This window comes from Streptomyces sp. NPDC045968, assembly GCF_056430475.1.
Genome location: NZ_JBWKLF010000003.1, coordinates 453,875 through 474,595, shown reverse-complemented (window position 1 = coordinate 474,595; position 20,721 = coordinate 453,875). Strand labels below are relative to the sequence as shown.

Sequence of the window (20,721 nt, the reverse complement as noted above, 5' to 3'; positions counted from 1 at the left end):
TGTGCAGTTATGTACAGGTTGGCGGTCACCGGCCGGAGTGCGGCGTCCCTCACCGTAGCGGGAGGTTGACAGGCCGAAGCGCTCAACGCCCGTGTGAGCCTCCTTGGCCCCCTTCCCGGATATGGGGAGTCGGCAGGCGCTGGTTCAGGGCGGCACATGCGGACTCAGGTACCGGCAAACCCCCATTCATGTCGGCGCTACCGGTAGACTGGTGCGTAATCCCGTCCCTGTGCGGGATTCGTCGATACAAGCCGAACGACGCAGCCGCTCCCGCCTGTCCGGAGAACGCGGCCTGTGCTGTGCCAGAAAGGGCGCTTCGTGGCCGATTCCGGCAACCCCAACGAGAACAACCCGTCCGCGACCGGTGAGAACGGCGAGGTCACGTCTTCGTACGACGCCAGTGCGATCACCGTGCTCGAGGGCCTGGACGCGGTCCGCAAGCGGCCTGGCATGTACATCGGTTCCACCGGTGAGCGCGGTCTCCACCACCTCGTGCAAGAGGTTGTCGACAACTCGGTCGACGAGGCGATGGCCGGGCACGCGGACACCATCGACGTCACGATCCTCGCCGACGGCGGGGTGCGCGTCATCGACAACGGCCGTGGCATCCCGGTCGGCATCGTGCCGTCCGAGGGCAAGCCGGCCGTCGAGGTCGTGCTCACCGTCCTGCACGCGGGCGGAAAGTTCGGAGGCGGCGGCTACGCCGTGTCCGGCGGTCTGCACGGCGTCGGTGTCTCCGTCGTCAACGCCCTCTCCACGCGGGTGGCCGTCGAGGTGAGGACGGACGGATACCGCTGGACCCAGGACTACAAGCTCGGCGTCCCGACCGCCCCGCTGGCCCGTCACGAGGCCACGGACGAGACCGGTACGACGGTCACCTTCTGGGCCGACGGGGACATCTTCGAGACCACCGAGTACTCCTTCGAGACCCTCTCGCGCCGCTTCCAGGAGATGGCGTTCCTCAACAAGGGCCTCACGCTCAAGCTCACGGACGAGCGCGAGTCGGCGAAGGCGACGGCGGGCGCGGACAGCGTCGAGGCGGTCGACGTTCCCGACGAGGAGCCGGCCCGGACGGTCACGTACCACTACGAAAACGGCATCGTCGACTTCGTGAAGTACCTGAACTCCCGCAAGGGCGACGTCATTCACCAGTCGGTGATCGACATCGAGGCCGAGGACAAGGAGCGACTCCTCTCGGCCGAGATCGCCATGCAGTGGAACACGCAGTACAGCGAGGGTGTCTACTCCTTCGCCAACGCGATCCACACGCACGAGGGCGGCACGCACGAGGAGGGCTTCCGTGCGGCGCTGACCTCGCTGGTCAACCGGTACGCGCGCGAGAAGAAGCTGCTGCGCGAGAAGGACGACAACCTCACCGGTGAGGACGTCCGCGAGGGTCTGACGGCGATCATCTCGGTGAAGCTGGGCGAGCCGCAGTTCGAGGGCCAGACGAAGACCAAGCTGGGCAACACCGAGGCCAAGACCTTCGTGCAGAAGGTCGTGCACGAGCAGCTGACGGACTGGTTCGACCGGAATCCCAACGAGGCCGCCGACATCATCCGTAAGGGCATCGCCGCGTCGACCGCCCGGGTGGCGGCCCGCAAGGCCCGTGACCTGACCCGTCGCAAGGGGCTCCTGGAGAGCGCCTCGCTGCCGGGCAAGCTCAGCGACTGCCAGTCCAACGACCCGACGAAGTGCGAGATCTTCATCGTCGAGGGTGACTCCGCCGGTGGTTCGGCGAAGTCCGGCCGTAACCCGATGTACCAGGCCATCCTGCCGATCCGGGGCAAGATCCTGAACGTCGAGAAGGCCCGGATCGACAAGATCCTGCAGAACACCGAGGTCCAGGCCCTCATCTCGGCCTTCGGTACCGGGGTCCACGAGGACTTCGACATCGAGAAGCTCCGCTATCACAAGATCATCCTGATGGCGGACGCCGACGTCGACGGCCAGCACATCAACACCCTGCTGCTGACGTTCCTGTTCCGCTTCATGCGGCCGCTGGTCGAGGCCGGGCACGTGTACCTCTCGCGCCCGCCGCTCTACAAGATCAAGTGGGGCCGGGACGACTTCGAGTACGCGTACTCGGACCGTGAGCGCGACGCCCTGGTCGAGCTCGGCAAGCAGAACGGCAAGCGGACCCGGGAAGACTCGATCCAGCGATTCAAGGGTCTCGGCGAGATGAACGCCGAGGAGCTGCGCATCACGACGATGGACGTCGACCACCGGGTGCTCGGTCAGGTCACGCTGGACGACGCGGCGCAGGCCGACGACCTGTTCTCGGTGCTGATGGGTGAGGACGTCGAGGCACGGCGCTCGTTCATCCAGCGCAATGCCAAGGACGTCCGCTTCCTCGACATCTGAGTCGGCCGTACAAGCAAGCCGCAGCTCGAAAGGACTTTGACCAGCAATGGCCGACGAGAACCCCACTGTCACACCCGAAGAAGAGCCCGTTGTCCCGGGCATCGGTATGCGTGTCGAGCCCGTCGGGCTCGAGACGGAGATGCAGCGCTCCTACCTCGACTACGCGATGTCCGTCATCGTGTCGCGTGCCCTGCCGGACGTGCGGGACGGCCTGAAGCCCGTCCACCGCCGCGTGCTGTACGCGATGTACGACGGCGGCTACCGCCCCGAGAAGGGCTTCTACAAGTGCGCCCGCGTCGTCGGTGACGTCATGGGTACGTACCACCCGCACGGCGACTCCTCGATCTATGACGCGCTCGTGCGACTGGCGCAGCACTGGTCGATGCGCATGCCGCTGGTGGACTCCAACGGCAACTTCGGTTCCCCGGGCAACGACCCGGCCGCGGCGATGCGGTACACCGAGTGCAAGATGATGCCGCTGTCCATGGAGATGGTCCGTGACATCGACGAGGAGACCGTCGATTTCAAGGACAACTACGACGGCCGTAACCAGGAGCCGGTCGTCCTCCCGGCGCGTTTCCCGAACCTGCTGATCAACGGCTCGGCGGGCATCGCGGTGGGTATGGCCACCAACATTCCGCCGCACAACCTGCGCGAGGTCGCGGCCGGCGCGCAGTGGTATCTGGAGCACCCCGAGGCTTCCCACGAGGAGCTTCTGGACGCGCTGCTGGAGCGGATCAAGGGACCCGACTTCCCGACGGGCGCGCTCGTCGTGGGCCGCAAGGGCATCGAGGAGGCGTACCGCACCGGCCGCGGCTCCATCACGATGCGGGCGGTCGTGGCGGTCGAGGAGATCCAGGGCCGCCAGTGCCTGGTCGTCACGGAGCTCCCGTACCAGACCAACCCCGACAACCTCGCGCAGAAGATCGCCGACCTGGTGAAGGACGGCAAGGTCGGCGGGATCGCCGACGTCCGCGACGAGACGTCCTCGCGGACCGGTCAGCGCCTGGTCGTCGTGCTCAAGCGTGACGCGGTCGCCAAGGTCGTACTGAACAACCTGTACAAGCACACCGACCTGCAGACGAACTTCGGCGCGAACATGCTGGCGCTCGTCGACGGTGTGCCCCGCACGCTGTCGATCGACGCGTTCATCCGGCACTGGGTGACGCACCAGATCGAGGTCATCGTCCGGCGTACGAAGTTCCGCCTGCGCAAGGCCGAGGAGCGGGCGCACATCCTGCGCGGTCTGCTCAAGGCGCTGGACGCGATCGACGAGGTCATCGCACTCATCCGGCGCAGCAACACGGTGGAGATCGCGCGCGAGGGCCTGATGGGCCTCCTGGAGATCGACGAGATCCAGGCGAACGCGATCCTGGAGATGCAGCTGCGCCGGCTGGCCGCGCTGGAGCACCAGAAGATCACCGCCGAGCACGACGAGCTCCAGGCGAAGATCAACGAGTACAACGCGATCCTGGCGTCGCCCGAGCGGCAGCGGCAGATCGTCAGCGAGGAGCTGGCGGCGATCGTCGAGAAGTTCGGCGACGACCGGCGTTCCAAGCTGGTGCCGTTCGACGGTGACATGTCCATCGAGGACCTGATCGCCGAGGAGGACATCGTCGTCACGATCTCCCGCGGCGGCTATGTGAAGCGCACGAAGACGGACGACTACCGCTCGCAGAAGCGCGGCGGCAAGGGCGTGCGCGGTACGAAGCTCAAGGAAGACGACATCGTCGACCACTTCTTCGTGTCGACGACGCACCACTGGCTGCTGTTCTTCACGAACAAGGGCCGCGTGTACCGGGCGAAGGCGTACGAGCTTCCGGACGCCGGCCGGGACGCCCGTGGCCAGCATGTCGCCAACCTGCTGGCCTTCCAGCCGGACGAGCAGATCGCCGAGATCCTGGCGATCCGCGACTACGACGCCGCGCCCTATCTGATCCTGGCGACGAAGGGCGGTCTCGTGAAGAAGACCGCGCTCAAGGACTACGACTCGCCCCGTTCCGGCGGTGTCATCGCGATCAACCTCCGGGAGACCGAGGACGGCAGCGACGACGAACTGATCGGTGCGGAGCTGGTCTCGGCCGAGGACGACCTGCTGCTCATCAGCAAGAAGGCCCAGTCGATCAGGTTCACTGCGACGGACGATGCGCTGCGCCCCATGGGCCGTGCCACCTCGGGCGTCAAGGGCATGAGTTTCCGCGAAGGCGACGAACTGCTCTCGATGAATGTTGTCCGGCCGGGTACGTTCGTGTTCACTGCCACCGACGGTGGGTACGCGAAGCGGACTCCCGTCGACGAGTACCGCGTTCAGGGTCGGGGCGGCCTGGGTATCAAGGCCGCCAAGATCGTGGAGGACAGGGGCTTGCTCGTCGGTGCGTTGGTGGTGGAGGAGACGGACGAGATCCTTGCCATCACGCTCGGCGGCGGTGTGATTCGCACGCGAGTCAATGAAGTCAGGGAGACGGGCCGTGACACCATGGGCGTCCAACTGATCAATCTGGGCAAGCGTGACGCCGTCGTCGGCATCGCGCGCAACGCCGAGGCCGGTCGTGAGGCAGAAGAGGTCGATGGGGCCGATGATGCCGAAGGCGAGACGGTCGAGGCTCAGGCCGAGAGCGTGGTCGAGGGCACTGCCGAGGGCACGGAGCCTTCGGCCGGGTAGCACGAGGAGTAGAGCGTGAGTGGAGCCACGGGCGCCGGTTCGGCCGCTTCCGGAGCTGGAGCGAACGGTGCCCGTGGCCCTGCCACGGACTCCCAAGGGGGCACTGTGACGGACACTCGGGGGCCACAGCCCCAGTACGAGGGCTATGCGACCGGGCCGTTGCCCGGTGAGCGTGAGCCCGCGCAGGGGAAGGCGGGCCCCTATCACCCGCCGCAGGCCTACGCGGCGCCTGTGGGCGGCACGCAGGGCGGGGGCGGCACCGCAGGGGGCGCGCAGGCCATGCGCCTGCCCCGGACGGGCGCACGGACCACTCCGCGTACACGCAAGGCGCGACTGCGGGTGGCCAAGGCCGATCCGTGGTCGGTGATGAAGGTCAGCTTCCTGCTCTCCATCGCGCTGGGCATCTGCACGGTGGTGGCGGCGGCGGTCCTGTGGATGGTGATGGACGCGATGGGCGTCTTCTCCACCGTGGGCGGCACGATCAGCGAGGCCACCGGTTCGAACGAGAGCAACGGCTTCGATCTCCAGTCGTTCCTGTCGCTGCCGCGTGTCCTCGTCTTCACCTCGGTCATCGCGGTGATCGACGTGGTGCTGGCCACCGCGCTGGCGACGCTGGGTGCCTTCATCTACAACTTGTCGGCCGGCTTCGTGGGCGGAGTGGAGCTCACTCTGGCCGAGGACGAGTAGCTCTCCAGGTATCGATTTTGGGACTGGCCCCGACGTGCGCTAATCTTCAGAAGTCAGCGCACAGCGCGGCGGGGCTATAGCTCAGTTGGTTAGAGCGCATCCCTGATAAGGATGAGGCCACAGGTTCAAATCCTGTTAGCCCCACAGCGGCGTAACGCCAGGTCAGAAGGCCGGTAGATCCCCAGGATCTACCGGCCTTCTACATTTGTTGATCTTGTTACCCCGCTACTGCCCCGTAACTTCCTGCTGGCGCAGGCCCGTACCGCCTGGCGGATTGCCGGATTACTCTTTGCAGCGCGACGCCCCCTGCCGCTTGTTTCGGCAGGGGGCGTCGCTTGCTCCGGTCTTGGGCCTCCCGATCCTTGACCGGCGATCAGGGTGGGGCGTCTCAGCCCCAGCCGACATCGGTCGGCTGAGCGGGGGGAGGCGGCGTCGGTGACGGCGTTGGGTCCGCAGGTGGGGTTCCCCATCCGACGTCCCCGGCCGCGGACTCTGGCAGGCCGTCAGCGGCCGCGGTTGCCGCGGTTGCCGCGGTGGCTGTGATTGCGGCGAGTGCCAACAGGGCGCCCGCCAACGCGGCCCGGGCTCTGATTCTGGACACGGCTACACCCCTCCCCTCACTTCGAACGTGCGTTCGTAGTAACGCTGCTGTATGTAGGCTGCCATGCCCAGACCGTGACACCAAGCGGCCCGCCGTGCTGAAATCCGCACGTGCGTTTTTTTGCTCATGACAAAGGGGGCGGACATGGGAAAAGCGGGAGAAGAAGGTCGGCCTCTACTCGCGGAGACCGACCTAGATACATACCGGTCGGTCGCTGCTGGGAACGGAACGCCGGCCCCGGAGGCGGTTGAGACCCTTATTGATCTCAGTCTCGTCACCCCTGACCCATACCGGCCTGGCCAGTACATCGCCCAGGACCCGCGCGCCGTCGCCCAGGACCTCATGACGTCGGCCCTCGCCGACCTGGCCGGAACCATCGACCGCCTCAGCCAGATCCCCACAGTCGAGGCGCTGGCCGCCGACTACGACCCGCACCGCTGGTACGGCGGTCCCGGCTCGGAGTACCTCGGGACCCCCGCCCTGATGAACGCCCGAATCCTGCCACTGACCGACGCCGCAGCGTCGGAGGTCTACAGCGCCCAGCCCGGAGAGCCGGCCGACCGGGACCCAGAGATTCTCCGAGTCGGCGCCGAACGAACAATGGGTGCCTGCCGCCGCGGTGTCCGGGTCCGCTCCCTCTACAACGCCCGCGCTCACGACCATGACCAGACCCGTGCCCACGTCGACGGGCTCGTGGCGGCCGGTGCCGAAATCAGAGTCCTCGGAGATGCGTTCCCCCGAATGGTCGTGCTGGACCGATGTCACCTGTTCATCGACAACCTCGTCGTCGAGGGGTCCGAGACCCACTCCGGATGGCACGTCTCCGACCGCAGTGCCGTCATGTGGGGCCGATCGATCTTCAATCTGTACTGGGACCGCGCTACCCCCTGGCAGGCGCTCAACAGGTCACCAGGGGCCGCCATCACAACGGCACGGCAGCGCGCCATGCTGCGCGAGCTGGAAGCCGGCTATTCGCAGCAGCAGGCCGGGCGGCGCCTGGGCCTGGCGGACCGAACCGTGGCCAAGGAAGTCGCCGCACTCAAGGCTGCGCTCCAGGCGCGCAGCCTCTACCAAGTGATGGCCTGGTGGGGCCGGTCGGCGGAGCGTGAGCTTCCGTAAATCGCACACGGTGTCATGACCTTGTGCACACACCGCCCACAGCCTGTGGATCACGGGCCTCCGTGCGTAGAGTCAGGGTGGGGAGGCCGGCGGATTCCCCCACCCGCTCGTCTGACGCACAACCCCAGTACAGGCCCGGCCCGGATGCTCGGGAGGCTCCGGGTCGGAAGGCGCCCCCTGCCGAGAAGGTCGGCAGGGGGCGTTGTGCTGCAAAGCGTAAACCGCCCCACCCCGCATACGGGATGGGGCGGCGCAGCCCGGCCGAATATGGCCGGACTGGTGCGGTCGATGTAGGACGCACATCACAACTCGACCGCACGTGCACCCATGATCGCCAGATTTACCCAGCCAGGTAAAGACAAGGCGTCATGATCAACTGAGCGTTGAAGGGTGACAACCGACCCGCTCCCGGACTGGGTGCTACCCCGCCGTCAGCAGATCGGCCAGGTCTTGCGCAGGGCCCGCGAAGACGCGGGCCTGACACAGATACGGCTCGGCGAGCTCGCGGGCATAGACCACAAGACCGTCCACCGCATCGAGTACGGCACCAGCGACCCGAGCCTCACCATGCTCCTCCGCCTCGCCGCCGCACTCGACATGCCACTCGGCAACCTCCTCGACCCGCAGTAGGACGCCAACTGCTGTACTCAGATAACGGCCCGGACAAGCAGGGTCCCGATGTGACCGGGTTCCGGGGCATCGATGATGCGGGCCTCGATGTCGCGGAATCCGTGCCGTTCGAGGAGCCCGGCCCACCGGCGGGGCGTGTAGCTGTAGCGGTAGGTGAACATCGCCTTCCCGGCGAAGCCGCCCTTGTACATGCCCTGCGGGCCGTAGGCGCCGGGGATGGCCGGCGGATGTGAGAAGGCGAGGACGCCGCCTGGGTTCAGCCGCTCGGCGACGAGGGGCAGGAGCTTGGTCGGGTCGGTGAACCAGGCCGCACCGAAGATCGAGTAGATGGCGTCGTATGTCTCGGTGCTCTCGCGCAGGTGGTCGAGGACTTCGGCGCAGATGAAGTCCACGCCCGACGGGCCCCACCGCTGCGTCGTCTGCTTCACCATGGCGGGGGCCAGGTCCAGGCCGGTGGCCTGGATGCCGCGCTGGGCGAGGTAGGCGAGCGCGCGGCCGGTGCCGCATCCGATTTCCAGTACCGTCCGGGGGCTGCCGAGGAGCTCCGGCCCGGGGCCGTGTCCTGCGTACTGGGTCCAGTGGAACACCGGCTCCATGCTCTCCTTGAAGGCGCTTCCCGCGTAGGCGTCCCAGAGTTCGGTCTCGGCTGCGATGTCGTGTCGTGCGGGCACGGCACTCCCTTCGTGGGCGGAACTGGTGAAGCCCCTGCCCTCCTCGGGGGGAAGAGGGCAGGGGCAGCCTAGGGCTGGTCAGTGACTGTCGGGGACCTTGCTGTCACAGGGCGAGCAGTTCGCGCCGTCGATGGCCCAGAGCTCGTCGTCGACGTCCCAGCCGTCGGCGCGCAGGAAGTCCGCAGTCCGCAGGCACAGGCCGTCGCTGCGGCGCTGGATGAACGGTGCGTGGTGCTTGTACGCGCCGCTGTTGTGGACGTCGCAGAGGGCGAAGTACACGGGGGTGTCAAGGATGAGCTGGTGGACGCCGATGTCGACGAGCTTGCCGACGCCGAGGTGGACGTCCGGGTGTTCCATGGCGGCGATCGTGTACATCACTGCGTTGGCCAGGATGCGTTCGGCCATGCTGCGGACCATGACGTTGTCGCGGAGCAACAGTGCGATCTCGCGCTCCCAGATGGTGCCGCCGTCGGTCACGTTGATGGTGAGGTTGCGGATGTGCGGCTGCACGTTGTTGAGGATGGTCTGCGGATCACGGGTCCGCGTCTGTGCCTGAACTACTGTGCTCATCAGGGCAATTCCTCCTGCACGTTGGTGGTGCGACGGACTTGCGGGCCCACCCCGTCGAGGCGGGAGTGATTGGGACTTCTCGGTGGCGTTGCAGCAAGGGCCGGCCCACACCTCGGTGTCGAGAACGTGAGCACCGAGCCGCTCGCGGATCGTCCCCGCGGAAACGGCCCCGGTGGTCAGCAGTCCCCGGCACCAGACGCAAGCGCGGCCGGCGGCCTGGTCCCCGGTCAACGTGTCCAGCGTGGGTAGCGGCCGGGCGGGGGCGGTCATGACGGCGCCGCGCATCGATCGCACTGGCAGGTCGGATAGGCGGAGCTCGGCTCAGCGGATTCCAGCGGGACGACCTCGGCCTCCGGGCGCACGACGCGCACGGAGCCCTCTCGGTTCACCTCGTACACCTTGAGCGTCATCGCCATGACCATCTCCCCGTCGCGGTAGGTGAGGGATGTCGATGACCGTAGGGACGCCCTGTGCGCGCACGCCAGCAATGTGCATGAGTGTGCACGCATCCCCTCCAACGGGTGGCGAAGTCCGAGACGCGCTCTTGACCCGCAAGCCCCGGCCCGTCAGGTTGGTGCACATCAGTGCACTGACCTAACGCCGGAGGCAGCAGTGAACTTAGAGTTCGTCGGGATCGACCCCGACACGGGGCAGAGCGGCTCTCCCACAGTCTGGGTAGACCCGGAGACGCGGGACATCGTGATGCAGAGTTACAAGGCCGACGCGGCGACGCTCGAAGAATGCGCCCACAACACCGCTCCTGGCCACGCGCACGGAATCCCCGACCACGAGACCGTCATCCGCATTCCGGCCCGCATGGTGCCAGCGCTGAGGGAGGCCTGCGATGCCGCCGAACGTCAGCTTTAACGAGCTCCTCGCCGCCGCCCAGCAGTCCGCCGTCCACCTTGAAATGCGCGACGCCTACGGGGTCGGCGACGAGGCCGACGATTTCGAGCACTGGAAGCGCACCGGCGACCGCGACGCCGACCCGGCGTCCGCGTACTGGGCGCCCTGGGTCGACCTCATTCAGCAGGCCACCGCCCGCGGCGTCACCGTGCGCCGAGCCCGCATCGTGTCCGAGCCCGTCACTGACTACATCCGGTACGAGCACGCCGGCACACCCGTCAACCTCCACGCCGGGGAACATGTCCGGTGGCTGCCCCGCCGTCGCGCGTCCGACCTCATGCTGCCCGGCAACGACCTGTGGATCTTCGACGGGCAGACGCTGCTCTTCAACCACTTCACCGGCGAAGGGAACTGGGCCGAGCCCGGACTCGAACTTCGCACCGAACCCCACATCGTGAAGCAGTGCGCCGACGCATTCGAAGCAGTGTGGGACCGGGCCGTACCCCACGGTCAGTACCTCCTCCTCTGACAGGAAGCACCGCACCAGCATGTCCATCTCACCGTCGTCCTCCGCCCAGGCCGCCCGCGAAGGTGTGGCCCGGCAGCTCCGCGAGCTCCGGCAGGACGCCGGCCTGACCGTCACCCAGCTGGCCGCCAAATGCGGCTGGCACCACGCGAAGACGTCCCGGATCGAGAACGCGAAGACGCCCCCCTCGGCCCGGGACATCCGCGACTGGTGCGGCACCTGCCAGGCACCCGCCCGCGCGGACGATCTGATCGCAGCGTCACGACATGCCGAGACGCTCTACACCGAGTGGCGGCGCCGGGTCCGCACCGGACTGCGGCAACTCCAGGACAGCTACGTGCAGCTGTACCGGTCGACCCGCGTGTTCCGCGTGTACTCACCGACGCTCGTCCCTGGCCTTGTCCAGACTGAGGGCTACGCCGCGGCGCTGCTCAGCGCGAATGCTCGACTCCTCGACATCCCTGACGATGGGGCGGAAGCGGCGGCGGCCCGGGTCGAGCGCTCCCAGGTGATCCACGAATCAGGTCACAGGTGCCTGCTCCTCATCGAGGAGTCGGTGCTGCACTTCCAGCTCGGGGCCGCCGACGCTGCTGCAGCCCAGCTCGGGCACCTGCTGTCCGTCGGGGCGCTGCCTGCCGTCTCGTTGGGCATCATCCCGATGGCGACGCGTGAGCGGGCGCTGTGGCCGCAGGAGACGTTCCACGTCTACGACGACACGCTCGTCTCGGTGGAGCTTCTGTCCGCGCAGGTGAACATCACGCAGCCCAGCGAGATCGCTCTCTACCTCTCCGCTTTTGAGCAGCTTCGGGGAATGGCCGTGTACGGGGCAGATGCGCGCGCCCTGATCGTGAAGGCCATCGACGCGCTGGACTGACCCCAGACGCACGAAGGCGCCCCCCGTCCCGGCCGTAGCCGGAACGGGGGGCGTTCGTCTATCCGCCGAGCATGGTCGCGAGGATGCCGCCGCCGGCGCCGAGGGCGGCGGCCACACCTGACGCCGTCCACACCCGGCGCTCCAGCGCGGTGACGCGGATTGCCAGGGCAGCAGCCGCTGTCTCCGCCGCAAGCAGGCGCTCGCCCGTGTGCATGTTCCGCTCGACCAGCACATCAAGTTTGCCGTCGAGCTGAGTCAGCCCTTTGTCGAACGTCCCGCGCATTCGCTCCAGCTCTACAGCTACCGACTGCCCCATAGCCGGGGCCGCCTCCGGCGGCATCACTCGCGGGTCCGTACGGTCTCGGTGATGCCCGGCCCCTCCGTCCCGCCGGACGTGGCGATCCCGGTAAGCACGGCCAGGAGCGCGGCGCCCCCGGCGAGAGACAGGCCCTGGCCCCAGTCGACGTCCAGGACGCCGAGAGTCTCCAGGCCGAGGGCGGCGACGAGGGTCTGCGCGGCGGTACGTACAGCGCGCTCAGAGGTGGCGCGCCAGAAGGCAACAGTCAGCATGGTGATTTCCATTCTTTGAAGTGAGATGAGGCGAGGTCAGGCGTTGATCCACTGACCGTTGCGCACCCAGCCGTGCAGGCCACAGCAGGACCACAGCAGCGACGGCTCAAGGTGCAGCGGCTCGCGGGACACGAGCGTGTGCACGCTCGTCCCGGCAGCCACCCACCGCCCGTTCACCGTGTGCTCCACCGGAACGTCGGCCAGGGCTGAGCACCAGTGCCAGAACGTGGGGTTGGATTCCGCGGCCAGCCAGCCGAACTGAATGTCGTCGGTCAGGGCGACCAAGCCGACCATCTCCAGCCCTGGCCAATCCGAGGGCGGTCCATCGCGGGCAGTGGACATCGGCCGTCCTTTCAGGACCAGAGGAGGTGCCAGGTCAAGGGACCGGGGAGGCCATCGGCGTCACCGCGCAGCTGCCTGTGCGAGCGCTGGAAATCAGCGACGTTCTTGCGGTCGGCCTCGCCCCAGGAGGTGGAGGGGCCGACGCGGTAGTGCCGGCCGAAGCCGCGGCGTACAAGCTGCTCGCCGAGCCGCCTGATCGCGGTGCTCGACTTGCCCGGCCCGAACGCCGCGCGGCCGGGGTACGGCGGACGGACGGGCGGCTTCGGCTTCGGTGGCTTGGGCTTCACCGGCGGGATCGGCTTGCCGTCGACCAGGCGCCCGTCGACCCGGGCGCGCATCGTGGTCATCGAGAACCCGCGGGGGTCAACCTTGCCGGGCTGCCACTCAAGGTGGCCGATGACTGACTCGGCGTCCCACCGGTGGTACCGGCAGACGGCGGCGGCCGCGCGCTCAATCGCTTCGAGCTGCACGTCCGGCCAGGGGTCCTCGCCGTCGCCGAGGTTCTCGCACTCGAACCCGTAGAAGTACCGGTTGCCATCGGTGTTGGCCTCGTTGTCCTCGGGTGTCGGCCGCTCGTCGATGACCGCCTGGAGGACGTCGTCGTCGCCGAGGCCGGCGTGGTTCGTGCGCCCGTAGCCGACGAGGTGGACGGTGCCATCCTTCGCGATCACCCCATGGCAGAGGGGACCCGGCAAGCTCGCGTGCCCATCGCGGCAGAGCTCGACGGTGCGGGCGGTGCCCTTGGTCACCGTGTGGTGGATCATCACGCCGTGCACCGGGCCCCAAGGGCCCTTGTGGTTGCGGTTATGGGTACGCCAGTCGCCGACCTGAACGACCGTGAGCCCTTCGCCCAGAAGAGCCTGGAGGAAATCTCCCGCGCTCATCGGGGCGGACATCAGGCGCCCTCCACATCGGCGGAACTCGTGACGGCGGCCAGGAGCACCGCACAGTCCTTCGCCTCGCGCAGCTTCCGCAGCGCCATCGTGAGCTCCGGGTCATCCGGCAGAAGATCGATGACCTGCTCGGCGAGCTCACTGAACGGTCCGCTCACCTTCCGGAGATGAGCCGGCAGGTGGTCGTACGCGAATCCGCGCACAGCCTGAACCGTGCTGGGGTGTCGACCGCTGGTGTCCATGAATGCCTCCAGACATGCAAAAGGCCCCGGCCATCTGGCAGGGGCGGCGTGGGTGTGTGTGGCTCAGACGGCAGTCTCGTAGGTGAGGGCCAGCGTCAACTTGGCGTTGGCAGCCCAGGTGATGGGTACGGTTGCGGTGGCGAATGAGAGCTGTGTGGGGTTCGCCGTGGTGGGGAAGAAGAGCTGCCCTACAGAGGCGCCGCCGCTGATGTTCATGTGGCCTGCGACGCGCAGCGACATGAGCGCGTGGATGATCCCGTTCTGCACACCAGTGGGGGAAGCGGCGAACGGCAGGCCCAGGGCCCAGCCGCCTGATCCGTACGTGGTTGTCGATCCCATGGTCAGGTCGACGCGCACGTGACACGTCCGGCCCACTTTCATGTAACGGCCGTTCATGATCCCGTTGCCAAGGCCTGGGTTAGTCGTGACCGCAGTCCAGCTCGGGGCGTACGGAGTCCATGCGTCGAAGATCGCGTTGAACTGATCACGGACCTCCACGTTGAACGTCGTACCGGTCGGGACTTCGCCGCTGAACCAGGTGCGTGGGGTGGTTGTCACGGTTGCGGCTCCTCGGGCCCGGGCTCCTCCGGCGGGTTCGGGTTACGCGGGTCGTCGGGGTGCCACCAGAACCGAGAGGCCAGGGTCAGCGCCTCTGCCTCCGCAGCCGGGATGTCGACTGGGACGATGAGCGGCACCCAGTCCCGCCGGCATTCCACGCACCCGAACCGGGGGTCGAGCACGGACACGATCCACGCGGCCCGGCAGGCGTCGCACTCGGCGAGCCAGCGCCCGTCATCGATGCGGGCGTACAGGCCAGGGTGATCCGGGACTGTCGTAGTTGGGACGGGCATGCGGCGGCCGAGCCGGTACTCGGCCCACTTGTAGATGAGCTCCGCACCGGGGACGTTCGACCAGTCCTGGGCAGGTTGGCTGCGCCGCGGTGGAGGGGGCAGGTAGTACGTCTCGGCCTGCACAATCGTGTTGGCGGGCAAGGTGTTAGCAGCCACGGGATATCCGATCAGTAGGCGAGGCGGGTGGTGATGCCGAGCTGTCCGTACGCGGGGTCGCCGATGACCCACACGGAGTCGGTCGAGGACGCCGACGTGCGGAACTGGATGCTGTGCGATTTCTCTTTGATCGTCTCCGTGTAGCCCTCGACCGTGACCCGCATCTCAGCCGCCGTAGCTTCGTCGGGCAGGTCATACACGGTGAAGTAGCTGCTGATGTCCGCGTCGAGGATGTCCAGGTACTCGGCCATCGTGTACGCCTCGATCGGAACCTCGCGCAGCTCCGGATCGGGGTCGGCGTAGCGGGACACCGTCCAGTACGCAGCGTCCAGAACGGAACTGTCGCTCACTTTGAGGAGGTTCATCTGCTTCGGGTACGGACCGAACGCCGACACGGACGCCGGTGCGGACACCGTCTGTGTCGCACCGCCCGGCCGCGACGCCTCGACCGAGTTGACCAGCTTCTGATCGTCATCGGCGAGCTGCACGTTCGAGGTTTCCAAGTCCGCGTAAGCGATCGTGAAGACTTCGGACGCGGGTTCAGGGTTGTACCGCAGGTCGCGGGACTGGTAGGCCAGCCCGTACCAGTCGCGCTCCGCATACAGGCGGCCCGACTCGGTGGATTCGACCTCCCGCATCCTGGCCACCACAGTGGTGCCGCCCTCGCCCTGCTCGGCCACCGGGTCATGGGTCGCACCGAGGATGGTCACGGACGTCAGGCCCGCGTATTTCGCGAGGCGGGTGATGCGTTCGTCCGCGGCCTCGCCAGCGAACGCGGTGACGCCCGCCGTGTAGTGCTCGGCCAGCGTCGGACCCAGCGGTGTGTGCGTGCCGTACAGCGCGACGTACCCGATGGTGCCTGACCACAGCCGCGCGTTCTTGAACCCGCCGACGTTCAGAATCCGGGTGAAGTACATGGGCGGAACTTCATCAGCGACATCAACGAGGGCTCCATCGATGTAGACCTCCCTGGTGATCTCGTCGTAGACCAGGTGATGCAGCACCCCATCAGCCAAATTGCCCGTGGCCACCGAGTCGACGATGCCGTCGCCGTACTCGATCTGAAGGGACCCGCCCGCTGACAGAGCGAACACGAGCCGGAACGTTGCTGCCGCGTCGATGGACGACACAGCAACGAGCACGCGTCCGGGCGTTGATGTGGAAAACCAGCACTCCATGGCATCCGAGGAAGCCGTCGTCTCCCCCTCGAACGCCGGCCCCAGATCTGCCGTCAGGTACTTTCCGGCCGAGGTCGAGACCGGGGTGAACACTGGCAGCGGCTCGACCGCTGCCGCTGGCCCAGGGGTGGCGCTGAACGCGATGGTTCCGCCGGACCCGACCTGGGTGATGGCGAGCGCCCCTGTCGCGCTGCCGGACTGGTCGCCGGCCGACGTGGCCCCAGCGGGTTCGGTCAGCGGGTAGTAGGCCAGCGGGCCATCCGCGAAAATCTCCTCTTGCAGACACGTTCGCAATGCGGGCAGTTTGTTGAGGCGCTTGAACAGGTCAGTCGCGCTGATCGAGACCGAGGAGTGCAGGCCTTCCCAGCCGACGGGCCACTCGTTGACCACGCCCCAAAAACGGGAACGGATGAACGCATTGGCGAGCTGGAACTCCACATGATCGGCTGTGCCGCCGGTGCGGGTGCCTACGATCTCCATGACCACCGGGCCCGTGCCAATCCAGGCCGGGGTGGCCAGTGTGCGGCGCACTGTGTAGGCGACGCCGTCTCCCGACGTCTCCCAGTAGAACGTCCCGGACGCCTCACGGACCCGAACCCACAGATGATCGATCGGGCTGTATGTCAGGGTTGTCGCGCCTGCATCGAAGTACCCAGTCTCGTTGACGCAGCGCAGAGTTCCAGCGACCGGGTCGTACGTGAACCCGATTCGGGTCCCGGCCGTGGTGCTGTTAGCCATGATGCTGACCGCGGCCGACGAGGACCCGTTCGCCCCTGGCAAGGTCGCGAACTTGATCCGGAAGTGGCCGCCGGTCAAGGTCCACTGCCGGCCAGACTGGAACGCAGCGAACCCACCAGGGGTGACCGGGATACGGGCGTATCCGTCCGCTTCAGACACGCCACCGTAGGAACCGGACCACAGCACCGGATCAATCCGGCCGTCCGCGAAGTCGTCGGACAGCCGGATCAACGGCCACGGCGGATTCCCGCTGCGGGCCAGCAGAACCGGGACGCTGACCCTGATCGGCGCATTGCGCCGCACGAACGGGCGGTAGGGCGACGACGGGCTGCCTGGGGTGAGCGCGCCGTCGCCGTTGTCCAGGGTCAGGGTGCATGTCCCCGGCTGTGCCTCCGACAGCTCGTCGGATGCACCGCGGTTGATCGTCACCCCCACCTTCATGTCCACCCGGGGTGTGATGTCCGTCCACGTGATCGACCACGGGTACTGGATCAACCCGCCCCAGCCCATTTCCACCAGCACTGACGACACTGGTCACCCCACCTTCAGACTGACCGTGGCGCCCTGCGCCCTCCCGAATTTGACCAGCACCCGCTGTAGTTCCCGGCCGACTGCGACCGGGTCCATCGCTTGCTCGACGAGGACGTTGATGTTGTAGACCACACCTCCGCCGCCTCCCGTGAATGCGGGCCGACCGATGACTGGCCGCGTGGAGGCCACCCGGGCAGTGACCGCACCAAGCGCACGGTCGAGGAAGGGCATCCCCTCGACCAGACCGACAGCCAGGCCGCGGACGGAGTTCACTCCGTCCGGGATGAGCTTCTTTGCAGGGGAAGAGATGCCGAGTGCCTTGCGGATCGCTTTCTGCATCCCCTTGGCGATCTTGATCATCTGCTTCTCGATCGCGTCCTGCTGGCCCTCCAACCCCTTCAGGAACCCGCGGCCCGCGTTCTTCCCGCTGTCGTACATGGCATCCGCGCCGATCTTGCCGAGCGCATCCGCACCGTGGTTGATCTGGCCCTCGATGGAGTTGATCGCCTTGAAGGTGGCCGAGTCCGCACCGGCCAGGGCCGAGGCGTACGCGTACCCCTGCTCGGGCCCCATCTCCAGCACCTGGCGCAGCAGCGATTTGTTGAGGCCGCGCTTCGCGAGCGTCTTGATGTAACCGGTGAACTGCTTCAGCTTGGCGAGCTTCTGGGCGAGACCCGCCTTGATGCTGCCCGCAGAGACGTTCTGCTCCTCGATGCCGAGGCTGCCCAGGGAGGCGTCCTGCCGGGCCCCGGCGGTGACCGACTTCGCGAAGTCCCTTGCCGCCTTGATCCGCGTGGCCAGGGCGTCACGCTGCGACGCCAACTTCTGGAGCTTCTTCGTATCGCGGGTGACCATCGCGACCAGGCTTGAGTCCTTCGTGGACTTGCTGCCCTTCCACGCCGCCCAGATGTCTTTGACCAGGTCCTTCGCCGTCGCGGCGATAGCGGCCTTGTTGCCGGTGAGACCGATCAGCATTCCCTTGCCCGCGTCCTTCGCGAGCGCCTTCGTCTTCTTCGACGGGGACGCGATCTCCAGCTCGGCCCGGATGCCCGTGAGGACCGCCGCGCCCATGCCACGCCCGGATGCCTCGATGTCACCGTGGGACGTGGACATGCCCTGCCGCAGGCCGAGGCCCGCATTCCTGCCAGCGGTGGCCGCGTCGGCAACCATCGCCATGCTGTCCCCGTGGGAGTAGATCTCCGTCCCGCCGGACCCGAACCGCATCAACTCCGGTCCGCGCTCACCGACCCACGCCAACTCACCCGGTCGCGGCTTGCCCCCGGAGGCGTAGCCACCGATGCTCTTCGCGAAGTCCGATCCGCCTGAGTGCGAGGCCCGGTACTGAACCATGACGCTGACCGTCTTGCCCTGTACCGACCCGATCGCGGTCTTCGCGGCGGCGATCTTCCGCTGGAGATCCGAGATCTCACCACGGATGGACGCCGTCTTGGAGGACGGCGCCTTAGCCAGACGACTCTTCGCGTCGGCCAGCTTGGACTGAAGATCTTGCAGGTTCCCCTTGAGGTACGCCGTCTTGTTCGGCGTCCGCATGATCTGACCCGCGAGCCGTACGGCCTCGCCGCGGTTCAGGCCCATCGCGTCAGCCGACCGGATGATCGCGTCCCGGCCTCGGTCAAACTGGCTCTTCGCGTAGTCCCACGACTTGCCGCTGTTGCGCGCCGAGGACACGTTCTCCTCGGTCTTGCGCGCCAGCTCGGTCAGCATGGCGGTCGCGGCTCGGCCCTTCTCCGAGCCCTGGTCCAGTTCACCGTTCACGTATCGCAGGGCGTTGGCGTGGGCTGCTGTGCCCTTGGCGGCGGCGTCGATCGCCGCTTCCATGCCCGCGCGCCCGTCGAGAGCCTGACGGTTGACCTCGTTCAGCGCGATGAGGCTTTGCCTCAGGCCGTCGGTGCTGGCCTTCTGGGCGTCCAGCTTCTGCTGAACCTGCTGGGCCTGGGCGCCGAGGAGCCCCATGGACTGCGCGGCCAGCTGCTGCTCGAAGTTGGCGTTGGCCAGGGCGTCCTTGTAGCCCCCGAGGCTGCCCTTGATCTTCTCAACCTGCTCCGGGCTCATGCCCTTGAGCAGGTTCTTCAGCGCGGCCGCCGCTAGGTCAGCCTTCCCGGACGACACCAGGTTGGCCAGGGACTCATCGACCGAATCGAGCTGGGTCTTCAGCTTCTCCGTTGCGTCGCCGGGTGCCAGGAATCCGCCGGTGAGGTCGGAGCCCCAGTTGTTGAACGACTCAGCCCACGACGGGTCCATCACCAGACCGAGCTGGTCCCTCAGCTTCCCGAGGTCCTTCCCGAGAACGGACGCGGCCTCGCCTGAGATTCGGCCCGTGGCCCCGAACCGGCCGAGCGAAGAGGTCAGCTTGTCGACGTCCGGCGCAGCCTCCTCGCCGCCCTGCGACAGCTCGCTCAGGGCAATGACCAGCAGGCCGATGCCGGTGCCGGCCAGCGCGAGCTTCGCACCACGGGACAGGGTTCCGATCGCTGCGGTGACACCAGCCAGGCGCCCCGGTGCGGCAGCCGCAGCCACCTGCATCGCCATCAGCGACGCACCGAACGCTGCCATCGCTGTACGCGCGGCGGCCAGGCCAACCGCAGCCAGGCCAACCAGTCTGATCGCGATCGCCAGTTGCAGAATCATCGCGAGCGCACCGGGCGGGATCGCGGACACGATGCCGGCCAGGGCGTTGACGATCTGGAGCAGGCCGACACCGACCTGGGACCCGGCGTTGAGGATGTTCATCAGCGCCGTGGCGACGTTGCGAAGCGTCGCCGCCGCGAGGGGGCCCTGCGAGCGGGCGTAGTCCATGAACTCGCTCGCGCCTGATCCGACCTTGCCCGAGCCTCCGGTCCGCATCAGGGACACCAGGCCGTCGTTGAGGCGGCGCAAGGTGCCTGTGGTGAACCGCTCGAAGCGACCGTTCATCTGGTCAAAGCCGGGGGTGGCCATGGCGCCGCCGACGTTCGTGACCAGACGGTCCAGCTCGCGGCCCGTCCCCTTCACCAGCCCGGTCGTCGTGGGCAGCAAGCCGTTCAACAGCCCGATGCCCTTGGTGACCGGCGTCATGGTGTCGTCGGCCAGCTCGTCCGACCACTGCGCGTACGAGTCCTTCAGGACGCCAAGCGATGCGGCCGCACGCCGTGTCTCAGGAGGAAGCTCAGCGATCTTCCGCTGATACTCCGCCTGCGCCGTGATCGCGGCCTCCGACGTCCCGCCCGACGTCTCGACGGCTTCCTGGTACTTCTTCTCCGCGTCGGCCGCGTCCGACAGGGCACCGATCTGCGGGATCAGCGCCGCCGTGAAAGCGATGCTGGCGAGCGCGACCGCGCCGGCCCCCGCGGCGATCGGCGCCAGGGATGCGGCAGCCGGGATTGCCGCAGGGGTCAGGCTGATCAGCGAGGCCTTAAGGGCTGAGGCAGCCTTCGCCCCGAGGTTGGTGTCCCGCTGCATCCCAGCCATGTGCGAAGTGGTCGAGTTGCCGAGGCGGCGCATCGCCGCGTCACCGTTGATGGATGCCGCCAGCAGACGGCGGCCGAGCCGGTCCGAGGCGTCCCCGGCCCGGTCCAGAACGCGCGACAACTGGTCACGGCCGTCGAGCACAAAAGAGAGGCGCGTCACGATCACTCACCTCCGGATTGCTGTGCCTGCTGGAAGGCGTCCA

20 protein-coding genes and 1 tRNA gene are annotated in these 20,721 nt (G+C 67.4%); 9 read left to right on the top strand and 12 right to left on the bottom strand.

The annotated features are described in order from the left end of the window. Positions 1 to 294 precede the first annotated feature (294 nt). The 6 genes from gyrB to AC07FA_RS11775 all read left to right on the top strand — a co-directional run bounded on the left by gyrB (position 295) and on the right by AC07FA_RS11775 (position 8,063). Positions 295 to 2,364 (top strand): DNA topoisomerase (ATP-hydrolyzing) subunit B, encoded by a 2,070-nt coding sequence (gene gyrB / locus AC07FA_RS11800; protein ID WP_479074880.1) that lies wholly within the window; start codon positions 295 to 297, stop codon positions 2,362 to 2,364. A 46-nt stretch (positions 2,365 to 2,410) separates the two neighbouring features. Next, complete coding sequence (gyrA, locus tag AC07FA_RS11795; protein ID WP_479074878.1) at positions 2,411 to 5,026, top strand: DNA gyrase subunit A; 2,616 nt, start codon at positions 2,411 to 2,413, stop codon at positions 5,024 to 5,026. Positions 5,027 to 5,131: 105 nt separating this feature from the next. Beyond that, complete coding sequence (locus AC07FA_RS11790) at positions 5,132 to 5,713, top strand: DUF3566 domain-containing protein (RefSeq protein ID WP_479074877.1); 582 nt, start codon at positions 5,132 to 5,134, stop codon at positions 5,711 to 5,713. Positions 5,714 to 5,783: 70 nt separating this feature from the next. Further along, positions 5,784 to 5,857 (top strand) — tRNA-Ile (locus AC07FA_RS11785). A gap of 799 nt (positions 5,858 to 6,656) precedes the next feature. Next, entirely contained in the window at positions 6,657 to 7,433 is a 777-nt protein-coding gene (locus AC07FA_RS11780; RefSeq protein ID WP_479074875.1) for a hypothetical protein, read from the top strand. Between the two features lie 390 nt (positions 7,434 to 7,823). Further along, a complete protein-coding gene (locus AC07FA_RS11775) occupies positions 7,824 to 8,063 on the top strand; it encodes a helix-turn-helix domain-containing protein (RefSeq protein WP_479074873.1) in 240 nt (79 codons plus the stop codon). A 17-nt stretch (positions 8,064 to 8,080) separates the two neighbouring features. Here the strand turns inward: AC07FA_RS11775 and AC07FA_RS11770 are convergent, their stop codons facing one another. The 3 genes from AC07FA_RS11770 to AC07FA_RS11760 form a co-directional block, all read right to left on the bottom strand. Beyond that, positions 8,081 to 8,734 (bottom strand): class I SAM-dependent methyltransferase, encoded by a 654-nt coding sequence (locus AC07FA_RS11770; protein WP_479074872.1) that lies wholly within the window; start codon positions 8,732 to 8,734, stop codon positions 8,081 to 8,083. 78 nt (positions 8,735 to 8,812) lie between these two features. Next, complete coding sequence (locus AC07FA_RS11765) at positions 8,813 to 9,304, bottom strand: hypothetical protein (RefSeq protein WP_479074870.1); 492 nt, start codon at positions 9,302 to 9,304, stop codon at positions 8,813 to 8,815. A gap of 266 nt (positions 9,305 to 9,570) precedes the next feature. Then, a complete protein-coding gene (locus AC07FA_RS11760; protein ID WP_479074868.1) occupies positions 9,571 to 9,720 on the bottom strand; it encodes a hypothetical protein in 150 nt (49 codons plus the stop codon). A 196-nt stretch (positions 9,721 to 9,916) separates the two neighbouring features. On the opposite strand from AC07FA_RS11760, the gene AC07FA_RS11755 reads away from it, so the two are divergent. The 3 genes from AC07FA_RS11755 to AC07FA_RS11745 are packed head-to-tail and all read left to right on the top strand — an operon-like array spanning position 9,917 to position 11,550. After that, positions 9,917 to 10,171 carry a hypothetical protein gene (locus AC07FA_RS11755; protein WP_479074867.1) on the top strand — a complete coding sequence of 85 codons (255 nt, stop codon included), beginning with the start codon at positions 9,917 to 9,919 and terminating at the stop codon, positions 10,169 to 10,171. Further along, the gene (locus AC07FA_RS11750) at positions 10,149 to 10,679 is read left to right on the top strand and encodes a DUF6879 family protein (RefSeq protein WP_479074866.1); all 531 of its coding nucleotides are present in this window, start codon (positions 10,149 to 10,151) and stop codon (positions 10,677 to 10,679) included. The genes AC07FA_RS11755 and AC07FA_RS11750 overlap by 23 nt, the downstream gene beginning before the upstream one ends. Before the next feature lie 19 nt (positions 10,680 to 10,698). Continuing rightward, positions 10,699 to 11,550 (top strand): helix-turn-helix domain-containing protein, encoded by an 852-nt coding sequence (locus tag AC07FA_RS11745; protein WP_479074865.1) that lies wholly within the window; start codon positions 10,699 to 10,701, stop codon positions 11,548 to 11,550. A 58-nt stretch (positions 11,551 to 11,608) separates the two neighbouring features. Here AC07FA_RS11745 and AC07FA_RS11740 read toward each other — a convergent pair whose 3' ends face one another. The 9 genes from AC07FA_RS11740 to AC07FA_RS11700 form a co-directional block, all read right to left on the bottom strand. After that, on the bottom strand, positions 11,609 to 11,866 hold the full coding sequence (locus tag AC07FA_RS11740; RefSeq protein ID WP_479074864.1) for a hypothetical protein: 258 nt from the start codon (positions 11,864 to 11,866) through the stop codon (positions 11,609 to 11,611). A gap of 23 nt (positions 11,867 to 11,889) precedes the next feature. Then, on the bottom strand, positions 11,890 to 12,120 hold the full coding sequence (locus AC07FA_RS11735) for a holin (protein WP_479074863.1): 231 nt from the start codon (positions 12,118 to 12,120) through the stop codon (positions 11,890 to 11,892). A 36-nt stretch (positions 12,121 to 12,156) separates the two neighbouring features. Further along, positions 12,157 to 12,462 carry a hypothetical protein gene (locus AC07FA_RS11730; RefSeq protein WP_479074861.1) on the bottom strand — a complete coding sequence of 102 codons (306 nt, stop codon included), beginning with the start codon at positions 12,460 to 12,462 and terminating at the stop codon, positions 12,157 to 12,159. An 11-nt stretch (positions 12,463 to 12,473) separates the two neighbouring features. After that, positions 12,474 to 13,358: a peptidoglycan-binding protein gene (locus tag AC07FA_RS11725; protein ID WP_479074860.1), complete on the bottom strand. Its 885-nt coding sequence runs from the start codon at positions 13,356 to 13,358 to the stop codon at positions 12,474 to 12,476. Beyond that, on the bottom strand, positions 13,358 to 13,558 hold the full coding sequence (locus tag AC07FA_RS11720) for a hypothetical protein (protein WP_479074858.1): 201 nt from the start codon (positions 13,556 to 13,558) through the stop codon (positions 13,358 to 13,360). Before AC07FA_RS11720 ends, AC07FA_RS11725 begins: the two co-directional genes overlap by 1 nt. 102 nt (positions 13,559 to 13,660) lie before the next feature. Then, positions 13,661 to 14,155 (bottom strand): hypothetical protein, encoded by a 495-nt coding sequence (locus tag AC07FA_RS11715; RefSeq protein ID WP_479074856.1) that lies wholly within the window; start codon positions 14,153 to 14,155, stop codon positions 13,661 to 13,663. Then, positions 14,152 to 14,604 (bottom strand): hypothetical protein, encoded by a 453-nt coding sequence (locus tag AC07FA_RS11710; protein WP_479074854.1) that lies wholly within the window; start codon positions 14,602 to 14,604, stop codon positions 14,152 to 14,154. The genes AC07FA_RS11715 and AC07FA_RS11710 overlap by 4 nt, the downstream gene beginning before the upstream one ends. An 11-nt stretch (positions 14,605 to 14,615) precedes the next feature. Next, positions 14,616 to 17,051 carry a hypothetical protein gene (locus tag AC07FA_RS11705; RefSeq protein ID WP_479074852.1) on the bottom strand — a complete coding sequence of 812 codons (2,436 nt, stop codon included), beginning with the start codon at positions 17,049 to 17,051 and terminating at the stop codon, positions 14,616 to 14,618. Positions 17,052 to 17,054: 3 nt separating this feature from the next. Continuing rightward, positions 17,055 to 20,678 (bottom strand): hypothetical protein, encoded by a 3,624-nt coding sequence (locus tag AC07FA_RS11700; RefSeq protein WP_479074850.1) that lies wholly within the window; start codon positions 20,676 to 20,678, stop codon positions 17,055 to 17,057. Positions 20,679 to 20,721: the final 43 nt, after the last annotated feature.